10 protein-coding genes are annotated in these 15,050 nt (G+C 61.3%); 4 read left to right on the top strand and 6 right to left on the bottom strand.

What is annotated here, in order from left to right:
• The first annotated feature begins 69 nt into the window (after positions 1–69).
• On the top strand, positions 70–2,244 hold the full coding sequence (gene rnr, locus ACYQ2T_RS01120; RefSeq protein ID WP_459897759.1) for a ribonuclease R: 2,175 nt from the start codon (positions 70–72) through the stop codon (positions 2,242–2,244).
• A gap of 925 nt (positions 2,245–3,169) precedes the next feature.
• Positions 3,170–5,602: a cyclic nucleotide-binding domain-containing protein gene (locus tag ACYQ2T_RS01115; protein WP_459897757.1), complete on the top strand. Its 2,433-nt coding sequence runs from the start codon at positions 3,170–3,172 to the stop codon at positions 5,600–5,602.
• Positions 5,603–5,789: 187 nt separating this feature from the next.
• Here the strand turns inward: ACYQ2T_RS01115 and ACYQ2T_RS01110 are convergent, their stop codons facing one another.
• Positions 5,790–6,224 (bottom strand): PACE efflux transporter, encoded by a 435-nt coding sequence (locus ACYQ2T_RS01110; RefSeq protein WP_459897755.1) that lies wholly within the window; start codon positions 6,222–6,224, stop codon positions 5,790–5,792.
• Positions 6,225–6,465: 241 nt separating this feature from the next.
• On the opposite strand from ACYQ2T_RS01110, the gene ACYQ2T_RS01105 reads away from it, so the two are divergent.
• Entirely contained in the window at positions 6,466–7,365 is a 900-nt protein-coding gene (locus ACYQ2T_RS01105; protein ID WP_459897753.1) for a LysR family transcriptional regulator, read from the top strand.
• A 279-nt stretch (positions 7,366–7,644) separates the two neighbouring features.
• Here ACYQ2T_RS01105 and ACYQ2T_RS01100 read toward each other — a convergent pair whose 3' ends face one another.
• Entirely contained in the window at positions 7,645–8,955 is a 1,311-nt protein-coding gene (locus ACYQ2T_RS01100) for an OmpP1/FadL family transporter (protein WP_459897751.1), read from the bottom strand.
• Positions 8,956–9,318: 363 nt separating this feature from the next.
• Here ACYQ2T_RS01100 and ACYQ2T_RS01095 point away from each other — a divergent pair, with 363 nt between their 5' ends.
• Positions 9,319–10,977, top strand: a complete 1,659-nt coding sequence (locus tag ACYQ2T_RS01095; protein WP_459897749.1) for a PAS domain S-box protein — start codon at positions 9,319–9,321, stop codon at positions 10,975–10,977.
• Positions 10,978–11,043: 66 nt separating this feature from the next.
• On the opposite strand, the gene msrA is transcribed toward ACYQ2T_RS01095, so the two are convergent.
• The 4 genes from msrA to ACYQ2T_RS01075 form a co-directional block, all read right to left on the bottom strand.
• Positions 11,044–11,574: a peptide-methionine (S)-S-oxide reductase MsrA gene (gene msrA / locus ACYQ2T_RS01090; RefSeq protein WP_459897747.1), complete on the bottom strand. Its 531-nt coding sequence runs from the start codon at positions 11,572–11,574 to the stop codon at positions 11,044–11,046.
• 290 nt (positions 11,575–11,864) lie between these two features.
• On the bottom strand, positions 11,865–13,085 hold the full coding sequence (locus tag ACYQ2T_RS01085; protein WP_459900071.1) for an L-serine ammonia-lyase: 1,221 nt from the start codon (positions 13,083–13,085) through the stop codon (positions 11,865–11,867).
• 21 nt (positions 13,086–13,106) lie between these two features.
• Positions 13,107–14,405 carry a TRAP transporter large permease gene (locus ACYQ2T_RS01080; protein WP_404845620.1) on the bottom strand — a complete coding sequence of 433 codons (1,299 nt, stop codon included), beginning with the start codon at positions 14,403–14,405 and terminating at the stop codon, positions 13,107–13,109.
• A 27-nt stretch (positions 14,406–14,432) separates the two neighbouring features.
• Positions 14,433–14,954 (bottom strand): TRAP transporter small permease, encoded by a 522-nt coding sequence (locus ACYQ2T_RS01075; protein WP_404845619.1) that lies wholly within the window; start codon positions 14,952–14,954, stop codon positions 14,433–14,435.
• Positions 14,955–15,050 lie beyond the last annotated feature (96 nt).

Raw genomic sequence — 15,050 nt, 5'->3', positions numbered from 1 at the left:
GCACAGTACAAGAATGCCGGATTCCCCCGACATCAAAATTTCACATCCAAAGGATACGATAAAACCATTATGGCAAGTAAACGAAAGAAAAGACGTTCCCGGTCCGGCGAGGACACACGTCCCGCCCAGCGCGGCATCAATCCCCGCAATCTGCTGAAGCTCTTCAAGGATGTCGGCCGCCCCATGCGCATCGCCGAAATCCTCTCCCGCCTGCAGGAGGGCAAAGGCGCTAAGCGCGCGCTCAAGGACCTGCTGCGATCCCTTGAGGACGACGGCAAAATCATCCGCACCAAGGGCGGCGCCTACGGCCTGACCGAAAGCATGTCCCTTGTCACGGGCACGCTGGAAGTCCAGCGCTCGGGCGTTGGCTTCCTTCTCCCCGAGGACAAGCGCCGCAAGGATATTTTCATCAGCCCCAACAACTTTGGCGATGCCTGGAACGGCGACCGCGTGGTTGCCGCCGTCATCCCCGCCGCCCGCAAGGGCAAAAGCCCGGAAGGCCGCATCGTCCGCGTTCTGGACCGCTCACTGCGCAAGATTACGGTACGCCTCATCAAGCGCCTCGGCCCGGACATGTTCATCTCCCACCCCACGGATACCAAGCTCCAGTTCAACATTATGTGCGACACGGAGCCGCTGGACGAAGAACCGGCGCTTGGGGACATTGTCTCCGTGCTGCCCGGTGAAAAGTTGGACCACAAGCTGTGGGCCGGTGACGCCGTGGAGGCCCTCGGCGCCGAGGACGACGTGTCCGTTCAGGAAGGGCTGGTGAAGATGATGCACGGCGTGCCGCGCAAATTCCCCAACAGCGCCCTGGCCGAGGCGCAACAGTTGCCCGTTGAACCCAGCGAGGCGGACTTCGCAGGCCGCAAAGACCTGCGCGACCTGCCGCTGGTCACCATCGACGGCGCAACGGCCCGCGACTTTGACGACGCCATCTGCGTGCGCCCCGAGGGCAAAGGCTACCGCCTGTGGGTGGCCATTGCCGACGTCAGCCACTATGTGCGGCCGGGCAGCGGGCTGGATAAGGAAGCCATCGAGCGTGGCAACTCCTACTATTTCCCCCAGTCCGTGGAACCCATGTTTCCGGAGGCGCTCTCCAACGGCCTGTGCAGTCTGAACCCGAACGTCAACCGCCTCGCCATGGTGGCCGAGATGGTCATCGGCAAAGACGGCCAGTGCAGCGGCGAAACATTCTACCCCGCCGTCATCCGCAGCCATGCGCGCCTGACCTACTCGCAGGTGCACCGCATCCTGCAGGACAAGGACGAGGCCGAACGCACCGCCGTCAGCCATGTTGTCCCCATGCTGGAGGACGCCGAGCGCCTGGCCCGCATCCTGAACCGCATGCGGCAGGACCGCGGCACCCTGGACTTTGACCTGCCCGAGCCGGAAATCTTTTTCGACATGGACGGCGTCGCCACGGACATCCAGCCCAAGGCGCGCACCTTCTCCCACCAGATTGTGGAGGAGTTCATGATTGCCGCCAACGAGGCGGTGGCGCGTTTTCTGGAGAACCGGGACATGCCCTGCCTCTACCGCGTGCACCCCTCGCCGGATGCAGAGAAGCTCCAGTCCGTCTTTAAGATGCTGGCGCGCACCGAGCTTGGGTCCAAGATTCCCACGTCTCCCTCCCCGCAGGCCGTGCGTGACCTCATTGCCGCCGCCGAGGGCACGGATATGGAATTCATTGTGGGCCGCCTTGTGCTGCGCTCCATGATGCAGGCCAGCTACGGCCCGGAAAACGAGGGGCACTATGGCCTTGCCTCGGACTGCTACTGCCACTTCACCTCGCCCATCCGCCGCTACGCCGACCTTGTCATCCACCGCTCGGTCAAGGCGGCCCTAGGCTTTGGCGATGTGCCCGCACCGGAGTTTGACACCCTTGCCGACCTTGGCGACCACCTGAGCGCCCGTGAACGTGTGGCCATGAAGGCCGAACGCGAAATCCTGCGCCGCGTGACCATCCTGTTCCTGCGCGACAAGGTTGGCGCGGAGTTTACGGGCATCATCAACGGTGTGGCGGACTTTGGATTCTGGGTGGAGCTGAATGAAGTCATGGCCGAAGGCCTTGTGCGCCTTTCCACGCTGGAGGACGACTACTATGCCTATATGGCCGACCGTCAGGAAATCTGGGGCGAACGCACCAAGAAACGCTTTGGCATAGGCCAGAGCGTGCGGGTCTTCCTGCGCGACGTGAACCTGTCGCGCCTTGAGGTGAATCTGGAACTCGTCGAGTCCTAGCCTCACTCTTTCTGCCACCACGACGGGCGGGATGCGCAGTGCGCTTCCCGCCCGTTTTTTTGCGCCAGCCCGCAGCGCCACCAAAACCCCACCACACGCCAGAATTCAGCAACGCTCGACATTATGTGAATTATATAACTTAATGATCGCGATCACAAAATTTCTGCGTCGTCCAAACGACACTGTAATAGACTGTTTTTGTTGGAGTTTTTTGAAGCCCTTGCGCGGAAGTCGTTAGGAATGAGTGTTTACTTTTCGCTAAGCATACGTATTTTATGAATCTTTTTTCTCTACTAAAAAAGTGAACAAACCCCTTGCCATGCCATGTGAAAATATCTACATAGAACCCACGAGCGAACGATGAGCCCCATCGACCTCGACGTAAAGCCATGTTGGATACTCTGGATGTCTTTACGCTCATAAAAGCCCTCATACTGCTGGCGACCGGGCCTCCCTCCTTTGGGTACAGCCTGTGTTCACATTCTCGAATCCAAGAAGCACTCCAGCAGTTTTGGCGCATAGAGCCAATCCGTATCCCACTCTTTGGTGACCGGGCTCCCACCTCGGTCCCGCCCATTTCCCGCACGCGCCGCGCACCGTCCTCCAAACAGCCACGCGGCGCGTGCGGAACATGGAACCATCCGGCGCTTTGCGCCGGTCTTTTACCTCCATACCTACATCACACGAATGCTGTCACGCCGCGGCCATCCCTCCGCCGCGGTGTGCCCTGCGGCCCTTCCGGCTTCGGCCGGAAGGGCGCATTGGGTTCTTGGCCCTGCGCACAAGGCCCAGTTGCCCCCACGCTTCCCGCATGCCCTTCACTCCCACGCCAACTCTTTTTCCACACCACGAGTTGCACTTTGCTCCGCAAACAGGCTATATTGATTGAAATTCGGCCTTTAACCACTCAGACGGAGTCAGCACCGTGGCAGTTGTACATTGCAATAAGTGCGGGCAATCTCACACCGTTTCCGAAAAATCGCTCGGGCAGACCATTGCCTGCCCGTCGTGCGGCGCCCCGGTTATGGCCGAAGCCGAGGCGGGTGAACTGAATCTGGACGACATGATCCCAGACGCAACGCCACGCGCCTCAGCCGTCCCGCCGCCCTCCAATGCCCCGCACGAGCTGCTCACCGAGGCCGAAGTAGAGCCGGTACATATCTTTCAGGGCAACTTCGGACTCAACCTCTTTGCCGGGGTGTTCTCCGGTCTGCTCAGCATTCTGTTTTGCGTTGCCGCCGCCCTGCTCATTTCCTCGCAGGTGCCTACAGCCAACAGTTTCGCCCACGCCCTCAGCATCACGCTTATCAGCGCCACCGTGGTCGGGCTGGTCATTGCCTCGCGCAGCGGCGTAGCCTTTGCCCTTGCCGGGCCGGAGTCCATTGTTGCCCTGCTGCTGTTTCTCTACCTTGGCGGGGTCCACGCCGCCCTGCCGGACACAGCGGCGCCCATCGTCGTCCGCACCACACTGCTTGCGGCCTCCATGGTCCTCACCGTTTTCGTGGGGCTGTGCCTGTGGACCATTGGCGGCGTCGGCAATGGCGATTGGCTGCGCTTTGTCCCCATTCAAGCCATCGGGGGCATGGCGGCGGGTGTGGGCTTTTATGTCATCAAATACACGCTGGCCTTTGTGGTGGGGTGTTCCGGGACCGGAATGGACCTGCTGCTGCGGCTGTTTGACGAATCCACCTGCCTGATGTGGATTCCGCCTGCGGCCTTCGGGCTGGTGCTCTTTATTGTCATGCGCCTCAAGCGCGGGGACGCGCTTATTCTGCCGTTGATGCTCCTTGCCATTGGCGGCGCGCACGCGGCGTTTTTTGCCTTTGGGATGGACCTTGAGGCGGCGCGGATGCAGGGGTGGCTTTTTGCCCCCATGGCGCAGGACCACTTCTGGAACATCTACTCCTCTTCCCTTATTCATGACGTGGACCTTGCGGCCATTGTCAGCAACGTTGGCTACATCGTGGTCCTGACAGGGCTTATCCTTGTGGGCACCATGTATAAGATTACGCAGATGGAAATTGCCCTCGGCCGCGACGTGGACATCAACCGCGAATACCTCGGTATGGGCATGGGCAACCTGCTGACGGGCCTCTTAGGCGGCGTGCCCGCCACCTACGCCCTGTCGCGCAGCCTCAGCAACAAGGCCCTTGGCGCCCGCGGCGCTGTGGCGGGCATCATTGCCGCCCTGACCTGCGGTGGCGCGCTGTTTGGCATCCACTACGCCATTGCGTTCATTCCGCGCTTTGTCCCAACGGGCCTGCTCCTTGCCCTTGGCCTGTCCCTGATGTGGCGCTGGCTCATCTCCACCCGCACCCAATTCACACACAAGGGCGACTACTCCCTGCTTGTCCTCATCTTTCTGCTCACCTGCGCTTTTGGCATCCTTGTCGGTGCGGGTATCGGAGCAGCCCTCGCGCTGCTGGTGGTTGCCGGACGCTACGGCTCCATGAGCGTGGTCAAGCACGAAATGTCCGGCGCAACCTTCCACAGCAACGTGGACCGCGCTCCCTCACAGTTCCGCATCCTCAAGGAAAAGGGCGACCAGATTCACGTCATCGCCCTGCAGGGCTTTATCTTTCTGGGCACCATCAGCGGCCTGCTCCGCCATATTCATACCCGCATCCGCAACAGGGAGCATAACGCACTGCGCTTTTTGCTCCTCGACTTTACCTTCATCGGCGGGCTGGACTCCTCCGTGGCCCTCTCCTTCACCAAGCTCCAGCAGATGGCGCGCAAGTTCAGCTTTATGCTGGTCTTCACCAACATCCCCTTTGAGCTTGAGGAACAGCTCAAGGGTGCGGGATGCATCCTGAACGATCCAGAACGCCACTCCCTCACCGTCACGTCGCTCGACTACGCCCTTGAATGGGCCGAAGATCATATCCTCGACGCCGAAGACGCCCTGACCGTGGACAGTCAGCCCCTTGCGGAGCTTTTGCGGCCCGTCTTCCCCGAACCGCGCTATATCCCCCTGCTGATGAAGGTGCTCAAGAAGGTACAGATCAAAAAGGGCACGCCCGTCTTCCGGCAGGGGGACCCGTCCGACGCCATGTACTTTATTGAATCCGGCATGGTGAACGTGCAGTTAGAGCTGGAAGGCGGCAAGATTCTGCGCCTGAAAAAGATGGGACCGGGCACCGCCTTTGGCGAGATGGGCATCTATACATCCGCCCCACGCTCGGCCACCATCATCGCGGCGGAGGACTGCACCCTGTACCGCCTGTCCACCACGGTCCTGCACAAGCTGCAAGCCAAGGCGCCGCACTTCACCGCGGCCATTCACCGCTTTATCGTCAACCTGCTGTCCGAGCGCGTGGCCGACGCCAACGCCAAGGTCCGCGACCTGATGACGTAGCACGGCGCTCCCCTCTCCCAGCCTCACCCGAAAGCACGGCGGTGGTGCCGCTGCATTCCTTCCACACGCGCACGTCCCGGCCGCACTTGGGATTTTGAAGGGCAACGTCCGAGAGCCTGCGGAGCACAAAAAAAAGCGCCCCCTCCAACAGGAGGGGGCGCTTTTGCACCACCAAGGAAAGGCCGTGTTAGGCTTCGGCCTGCGCTGCGGACGGGCAGGGAAACACGATGTCGTAGGCCCAGTTGTACACAAAGGCGTACACCATAAAGAAGGTGGAGAAGCCAATGTTCATGACAAGGGCGTGCGACAACGGCATATCCATCCACCACGCCACGCCGGGCAGCGTCAGCAGCAGGAAAGTGACCTCAAACATCAGCGCGTGCACGGAGCGCAGCCACACGGGACGCTTGTGCAGGGGACGTTTCATCCACACCAGCATATGGTCAAAGCCCCAGTTGTACACACAGTTCCACACCATGGCGGACAGGCTGAGGCTCAGGCTCATAACACCGGTGTGGGAAATGGATTTCCCGGTCACCCATGCGGCCATGGGAGCCGCGATAAGCAGGCCAAACAGTTCAAAGAGAACCGCGTGGCGCAGACGGTCGTTTGTCGTACGCATTGTATATTCCTCTCGCTTGAAAAATTGTCTTGTTGTGCGCACCCCGCCTGTCACGGACGCGGCAACGCCGCGCTCGCAGCGCTTTGGCTCAGCAGGAAGGGGTGGGTCCGCCGGGGCCTCCGGCGTAGAGTGTCCGCGGCTATCCCGCGCGAACAAGCCGACTGTATATCGTGTTTACAGGCAATATCCAGTCAGATACCATCTCAAATCAAGATGGATGAACCTTCTATAGGATGTGGGCATGAGTCTCAACCTTGAACATCTCAAAGCCTTTATCGCTGCAGCGGAAAGCGGTTCGTTTTCAGCGGCGGCGCGGCGCCTCGGCAAGGTGCAGTCCGCCGTCAGCACCGCCATCATGAATCTGGAAATCGACCTCGGCGTTGACCTTTTTGACCGCAGCGGCAAGCTGCCCGTGCTTACCGAGGAAGGAAACGCCCTGCTGCGCGACGCCCGGCATATCGTCACGCGCGGGGCGGAGATGGAGGAGCGCGCCCGCACACTGTCCCTTGGCATGGAGCACCGCGTCACCATCGCCACAGACGAAATGGCGCCGCCGGACGTTCTGAACCGCGTGCTGGCGGATTTTGCGCAGACCTTTGCGCATGTGGAGCTGGAATGCCTGTTCGCCGCCCTTGGCGACGTGGCGGAACTCGTCACCTCCGGGCGCGCGGAGATTGGCCTTATGACGCCGCTTCGGCAGGACGCGCCAACGTCCCTCAATTTCCGCCTGCTACATAATTTGGAATTCACTGTCGTTGCCGCGCCGGAGCATCCGCTCTCCGCCATGATTGGGCCTACCGTGGACGACCTTGCGGCCTACCGAGAGGTCATCCCCACCAGCCGCGGCGGCGAACGCCTCGACGAAAAGGCGGTCATCGGCAACACGGTCTGGCTGGCCGAAAACTACTACATCGTGCGGAGCATTGTGGAATCCGGCGTGGGCTGGGCCTTTTTGCCCACGTCCCTAACGCAGGAAAGCCTTGCCGCCGGACGGTTGGTGGAACTGCCCGTGGAGTTCAAGGGGGCCACCATCACCGCGCCCATCTATCTCATCTGGCCGCGCGGCCGCACCCTGCGCCCGGCCGCCCGCTGGCTGCAGCGCACCCTTGCGGGCCTGCCCACGGAAGCGCCGGAGGGATAGCGAGGGAATACCGCAGCGGATGTGAGCGCAAGGACGCTGTACAGATGCCCACGACGGCGAAGGACGTCCCGACACAGCATGCTCGTCCCGCCCACCCTGCGTTCCCACACGCATTACCGCCGCCTTCCTGATGCGCCCTCCCACCGCTCTGCCACATCTTTTGCCCTCTCCACGCAAAAACGGGGATGGACGCACGCAGCATCCATCCCCGCAAAACACCGGAGAGGTCCCGGCCAAAGCGCAGTGGCAGAAAGCGCTTCAGCGGTCCGGCATCACAAATTAAAACGCATAGCTCACAGACAGACCCACCATATGGGAGTGGCCGTCTTCGATCTCGGACTCAAACACGCCCTCGTCGGGGCGGGCTTCGATATCGCGGCCCTTCATCCACAGGTAGCCGTAGGACAGGTCCACGGTCCACTCGTCAAAACGCATGCCCACACCACCGGTCAGAATCTGACGGTCGTTGCCGGGCACAGCGTAGTCGGCGTGGTCGTCAACAATGGGGGATTCGTCCCACACGTAGCCGAAGCGCAGGTCCATCCAGTCGCGCATGGCGTATTCCACGCCGAACTGGTAGCGCCATGTGTCGCGCCAGTTCTTGTCGCTGCCAGAAACACCATCATCGCCAAGATTCGTATTTGCATGCTCGAAGGTCAGGTCCGTGTAGGAGCTCCAGTCCGTGTGCACGGCGTCGACTTCGACAGTGAGCTTATCCATGGGCTTGACCATGATGCCGAATGACGTGGACGCCGGAATGGGGGCGGTGCCCTTGGAATCAGTGCGGTCGCCAAAGGCAGCCTTAAATGGTGGGATAGCGCTAATCATCGCAGCTGCACCAGGATTGGCGTCAAAATGCGTCTTACCGTCAACGGTCATATCCACCTGACTGCGGTACACAGCGCCAAGGGACAACCAATCCGTGGCCTTATAATGCATGGCAAGGTTCCAGCCCGGTGCCCAGCCCTGAGCGCGGGTCTTGGACTTCACGTCTGTGGTGTTGGAGCTGGGATCAGGTGCGGAACTGCCTACTTTAGCATCAAGGTCCTCCGCCTTATCAAACGCAAACTCCAAAAACACGATCTCCACACCAGCGGCAACGGACAGCTTGTCCGTGACCTTAATGGCGAGGTTCGGGTTCAGGGAGGTGGACTTGATGCCCGCGTAGGAACAGTTGTAACGGCCAGCCCAGTTCTCGTCGTCCACGTATTCGGTGCCAAGGCCCACGCGGGAGAAGGTGCCAACGCCAAACCATGCGGTATCGCTCAGCTGGTGGGTGTAGTAGGCGTGCGGGATGGCCCATGCGGAATCCGCACCCTTGCCGTTACCGTGTCCGCTGGCCATCTTGACCTCGGCATTGGGCGCGATAACGGTCAGGCCCGCCATGGTGTTGATGCCCGGCAACTGGGTGATGCCTGCCGGGTTATAGGCCACAGCGCTCGGGTCGTCGGCGCGGGCGATCAGCGTTCCACCAAGGGCGTTGCCCCTGGTACTCCACTCATAGATGCCGTAGCCGGACGCAAACGCCGTCCCGCCGAGCAAAGCTCCACACAACAGGGCGAGAATAAGCCCCACAATACATTTTTTCACTCTTTTCCCCCTCTCACTTCTCTGTAGAATCTCAAACGGTTGCGCGCGCACGCGCTTAATGACAGGCGCGGTACAGTACCGTAAAAAACCTTTTATGCAAGGCACATCCCGCCATTTTACATTCACGATTTATGAAGGGGAGCAAAGGCGATTCACTTTTTATGAACTCTCTGGCACTGTGCAGGGCGTTCGCGCGCGTTAAACGCGCCGAGTCATGCGCCGCCAAAGCGCCCCCGAAGCGTACGGCATGACGGTAACAGCGGCAGGACGCCGCCCCCGTTGCCGCCCCCCGCGCGCCCCATCAGGCGCAAGGCGCATGAGCCGCGCCAACCACGCACAACGCAGCACCACAAGGAGACCGCCTTGGACGCCCTTTCGTTCTATAGCCGTGGCCTGTCCAACAGTGAAGACTGCGGCATTATCTTTCAGCCCGACGGAACCGTGCTCTACGTTAACGCCGCCTACCTCGACAGGCGCGGACAAGCGCGCGAGGAAATCATCGGGCGCAATATCTTCGAGCTTATCGAACCTTCTGAAGTCGCCGCCCTCAAGGGCACCATCGCCAGCAGTTCCAAGACCACGCACATGGCCGAACTCGTCCTGCGCATGCGCACGCGCGACGGGTCGGGCGTACGCCAACTGCGCTGGCAGGGCATGGAAATCCTCACCCCGGCTGGGCAGTCCAACCTTGTTGTGGCGCAGGGCAAGCCCTTGCATCCGCTGGGCGAGGACGAAGACGAAAGCGCCATGGGCTTTACCATTACGCCCGCCGGCGCCATCCTCGACATCAGCGCCGCCATCTGCTCCATGTGTGGCTACACGCGTGAGGAAGTGCTCGCCACCAACACGGGCGAGCTCTACTACAGCCCAGAAGACCGCCGGACCATCAAAACCATGCTCCGGCGCGGCGGCATTGAACGCGGCCAGGTGACCCTGCGCTGTAAAAACGGCGCGCCCATCAGCTTTCTGTACACCGCCCACCCCGTGCGCGATGCATCCGGACGCATCCGCGCCTTTTCCGGCTACTTCCTGCCCAGCGGCTTTCCGCACACCAACAAGCTGTCCAAGGACTTCTCCCCCGTTGTCCACGCCCTGCCGGACATCGCCTGGGTGCAGGGCCGCGACCACCGCATCGTCACCGCCAACGACGCCTATTGCGCCGCCTTCGGCCTCAGCCGCACGGACATCACCGGACGCACGGAGTCGGAATTTCTGCCGGAAGACCTCTCGCGCCCGCTCATCCAGACCGCGATTCAGGTTTTTCAGGAGCGGCGCGAGATCACCACGCCGCTAGCCCGCCACTTTACCGGAGAGGACAAGTGGTACCGCATCGTCCGCCGCCCGGTGTTTGACGAAGCCTCGCAGGATATCATCGGCCTCATCGGCATCTGCAAGGACATCACGGACGAGGTGGAAAAGGAAACCGCCTACATGCACAGCCTGATGGAGCAAGGCACGGACTCCCTTCTTGTCATTGATTCCGAAGGCCGCATCATCCGCACCGCCACGTCCAAACGTCGTCAGCCCATCCTTGGCGCCACCGAGGACGGCCGCGTGCAGGACATCACCTCCATTGTGGACCTGCTGCACCCCAAGGACCTGCCCCGCGCGCAGGAAGCCATGCGCCGCGTCCTCTCTCGCAAGCGCCCCGTCAGCTTTGAATGCGACGTGCGCTACCGCCGCCGCAAATTCTCCACGGTGTTCATCCGCGCCCACTACAACGACACCTTCTTTGGTGAGCCGCGCATGTACGTCACGGTCCGCGACCTGTCGCGCGCCAAGCTGCTGCGCTCGCCCACTCGCGTGCTGGAGCGCCTGAAAACCGCCACCCAAAGCGCCACCTACAAAGAGCTCGCCGCGTTTTTGAACGTTTCCTCGGCGTCCATCTCCAATGCTAAAAAAAACCGCCGCGTGCCGCCGGACTGGCTGGTCACCGTGGGGACGCGCACCGGCACATCGCTGGACTGGCTCCTCACCGGCCTTGGCACCCAGCTGTTGTCCCAAGCCCCCGACGACGTCTAAAAACGCACGGCGGCCCCGGACGTTTCCGTCCGGGGCCGCCGCATCATGCGTGTGCTTTCCGCCGCCTTATTTGTCCCACAATTCCTTAAGACGATTATCCCGCCCGCACCCATAGCGGTAGAATTTATACCGGATGGGATTCTTGCGGTAGTAGTCCTGATGATAGTCCTCCGCAGGCCAAAAGGCGCCCGCAGGAACAATTTCCGTCACAATACGCCCATCAAGGCGGCTGGACGCGGCGAGGGCATCGCGCGAGGCCTCGGCAAGACGCTTTTGCTCGACATCATGATAAAAAATGGCGCTGCGGTACTGGCTGCCCCGGTCGCAAAACTGCCCGCCAGCGTCCAGCGGATCGATATTGCGCCAGAAGATGCCAAGGAGCCTATCGTACCCCACAACGGCCGGATTGTAGGTAATCTGGATGGCTTCCGCGTGCCCGGTGCCGCCGGAGGACACCTGCTCGTACGTCGGGTTCTCCGTTTCGCCGCCGGTGTAGCCCACCACAGTCTCCAACACGCCCTCTTCACCATCAAAAGGCGACTCAAGGCACCAAAAACATCCTCCGGCAAAGGTCGCCACTGCTGTCTGCGCTGTCATACCGTCTCCTTCCTGCTCCGCGGTCCACGCGGCTCCCGCCGCAAGGACCACCATGCACATCGCCGCTACTACCATCCGAACGCCCATAGGCTCCTCCTCTGCATGGGTCATATGCCCTGCCGGAGTATAGCACGGCCCGCGCCCCACGTCATAACGCGTCCAAACGCCCGCCAGCAAAAGACAAGCGCCCGTCCGGGTGGCGGCATCAACCGCTCCGGACGGGCGCAATGCTCCAACGTGGTGGAGGTGCGAAACCGCCGCATCACTCGCGCAGGATGCGGCGGGGGGCTTTATTTTGCGCCGAGCACGCGCTTGCCGTACGCCTTGGCGAGGCCGCCCGTGGACGTCTCGCGGTACAGGCTTGGCAAGTCGTGGCCGGTCTGGGTCATGACCTCGACTACCTCGTCAAAGGGCACGCGGTGTGTGCCGTCGGACAGGATGGCCATCTGGCCCCGGGACATGGCGCGCGTGGCCGCGCAGGCGTTGCGCTCAATGCAGGGAATCTGCACCAGCCCGTCCACCGGGTCGCAGGTGAGGCCAAGGTGATGCTCCAGTCCCATCTCTGCGGCGTATTCAATCTGGCCGACAGAACCGCCCATAAGCTGGGCCGCGGCGGCAGCGGCCATGGCGCAGGCCGAGCCGACCTCGCCCTGACAGCCAACCTCCGCGCCGGAGATGGAGCCGTTATGCTTGATGACGTTCCCGAACAGGCCCGCCGTGGCAAGGGCCTTGAGCATATCGCCTTCGTCGAGGTCGTCGTGGATTTCATTCAGATAATGGAGCACGGCCGGGACAACGCCGCACGCGCCGCAGGTGGGCGCAGTGACAATAACGCCGCCCCCCGCGTTCTCCTCGGAGACGGCAAGGGCGTAGGCCGTCACCTTGCCGGTCTGCTGCATATCCAGCCCGGAGTGCTTGGTCTTGCGGTAATAGCTCCACGCCTGCCGCCGCAAACCGATGGACCCGGGCAACACGCCCTGCGCCTTGAGGCCGCGGTGTATCGCCGCTTCCATCACCGTCCAGACCTCGCGCAGAAAGTCCCATATCTCAGGGCCTTCACACTGCTCAACGTACTCCCAATACGCAATGCCCTTCTGCTGGCACATGGTCATGATGGTGGCGATGTCCGGCAGGTCGTAGACCTGTTCCCCGGCGGAGGCGTCCTGTCCTTCCTCGCGGATGGCGCCGCCGCCAACGGAGTACACGGTCCAGCCGCCGGTCACGGCGCCGCCCTCGTCAAGCGCCTCAAAGCGCATGCCGTTAGGATGCTGGGGGAGCTTTTCCTCGGCCTTCCAGACCACTTCGGTGCGGTCCTCACCAAGGACGTCGTTCACGGCCCAGTCCGTCAGGTGGCCTTTGCCTGTTGCGGCAAGGGACTCGAACAGCGTCACCCGAAAGCGGGCGGCCTCGGGGTGTGCGGCCAAAAACCGCTCCGCGGCCTTGCGCGGCCCCATGGTATGGCTGGAGGAAGGTCCGACGCCAATGCGATACAATTCCCGAAGAGATTCCATCATCGACTCCTTGCGCGTCCGTTAGTTACCCATGAGCAGGTGTACCAGACCAAGGGACACTTCGGGAATATATGTTGTGATGAGCAGCGTGGGCACCCAAGCGAACAGGATAAGATAAATGGTGGGCTTCATCATCTTGTTCACCGGCGCGCCAGCGATGCGGCCAGACAGGTACAACAGCGGTGCGGTGGGCGGCGTGACGTTGCCAAGGCCAAGGTTCACGCCCATGATGGCGGCAAAGTGCACCGGGTCCACGCCCAGCTGCGTCACCAAGGGCACGAGGATTGGCGTGCCAAGGAGCACGCCGGACACGTCGTCCATCAGCATGCCCATGACAATCATAAAGACGTTGATCATCAGCATGATGATAATTGGGTTTTCCGACACTGCGGTCAGCACGCCCATCAGCTGATCGGGCAGGTTCTCCATGATGTACAGGCGGGAGAGAATCATCACCGCAAACATCATGGCCATGATAACGCCCGTGGTGGTGGCGGACTCGATGAGCGTTGCCACGAGGTCGCGCGCCTTCAGGCCCTTGTAGATGAACATCGCCACCGGAATGGCGTAGATAACGGCCACGGCCGCCGCCTCGGTGGGTGTCATGAAGCCGCCGTAGATGCCGCCGAGGATGATGACGGGCATCATCAGCGCCGGAGACGCCTTGGCGCTCTTGGACACGAACAGCTTGGCGGTTTCGCCAATGGGCTCGTGGGGGCGGACCTCGATGTCCTTATTGTTGCGCAAGAGGAACAGGTTCACGGCGGACAACAGGACCGTCAGGATAAGGCCCGGCGTAAACGCGGCAAGGAAGCAGGCCAAAACGGACTGGTTCCCCATCCACGCGTACAAAATCATCAACATACTCGGCGGAATCAGGATGCCCAACACGCCGGAGGAGGCGAGCAGCGCCGCCGCGTGGCCGATGGGATAGCCCGCCCGCTTGAGCTTGGGCATCATGATGGAGCCAATACAGGACACCGTGGCCGAGGAGCTGCCGGACACCGCGCCAAAGATGGCACAGGTGATAACGGTCACAACGCCGAGGCCGCCGCGGATGCGTCCGGCAATGGTATCCACAACGTCAACAAGCTTGTCGCCGATGCGGCCCTTGTCCATAACGCCACCCGCCATGATGAACAGCGGAATGGTCAACAGGACGATGGAGTTCATCTTGGAAAAGCCGTACGGCAGCAGGAAGCTGGGGTCGTAGCCCCCGGTATATATAAGATACGCAGCGGAGCTGAAAAAGGCGAACGGGATAGGCACGCCTATGAACAGCGTCACCACAAGGATGGACATGGCTATGGCGATGGTCATTGCTCTCTTCCCTGTATTGAAACCCTGTTAGCTGCCCTGACGGACCAGCTTCAGGTGGGTGCGAATGTCCTGCACCAGATACACGAGGTGGTACCAGGACATAAGGATGAAGCCGAGGCCCACAGCACACTGCGGGATAAGCATGGGCAAACGGAAAACCGGCGACTTGGGGTTCATCTTGAAGCCCCAGGCCACAAACTGCACAGCCCATACGGTCACAAGCAGGCAGATGGCCAGAGTGACGAGGTCCGTCACAATGTGCATGATGCGGCGGGTCTTATCGCCCTTGATGTAGCAGGACACAATGTCTGCGGAAATCTGGCTCTTGTCGTGGCTGCCTTGCGCCGCGCCCATGAAGTACAGCCAAAAGGCCACCATGGAGATGAGTTCTTCAGAGCCATAAAAGTCGGATTCAAAAATGTAGCGGGCCACAACGGCGATGCAAATCATGGCGACGATGAGGATGCTCGACGTGGCCATCATGAACTTCTGGAACCGGTTCAGGTTCCGCCAAAAACGATAATTGTGCAGATTATCGAGAAAAGTCACAGCGTCTCCCCCTGAAAGAAGGCAGGGGTGGCGGCGGGCGGGCAATCACCCGCCGCCCGCGCCTCGCATGGAGGAGAGGCGCCCTGCCGGATTCGG

Source organism: Desulfobaculum senezii (assembly GCF_054657395.1).
This window is presented reverse-complemented; position numbering and strand designations above follow the sequence as displayed.

Bases quoted from the DNA above. Each gene is read 5' to 3' on its own strand.
- rnr (WP_459897759.1), top strand. From the start codon at position 70: ATGGCAAGTAAACGAAAGAAAAGACGTTCCCGGTCCGGCGAGGACACA.
- ACYQ2T_RS01110 (WP_459897755.1), bottom strand. From the start codon at position 6,224: ATGCGTACGACAAACGACCGTCTGCGCCACGCGGTTCTCTTTGAACTG.
- ACYQ2T_RS01105 (WP_459897753.1), top strand. From the start codon at position 6,466: ATGAGTCTCAACCTTGAACATCTCAAAGCCTTTATCGCTGCAGCGGAA.
- msrA (WP_459897747.1), bottom strand. From the start codon at position 11,574: ATGACAGCGCAGACAGCAGTGGCGACCTTTGCCGGAGGATGTTTTTGG.
- ACYQ2T_RS01085 (WP_459900071.1), bottom strand. From the start codon at position 13,085: ATGGAATCTCTTCGGGAATTGTATCGCATTGGCGTCGGACCTTCCTCC.
- ACYQ2T_RS01080 (WP_404845620.1), bottom strand. From the start codon at position 14,405: ATGACCATCGCCATAGCCATGTCCATCCTTGTGGTGACGCTGTTCATA.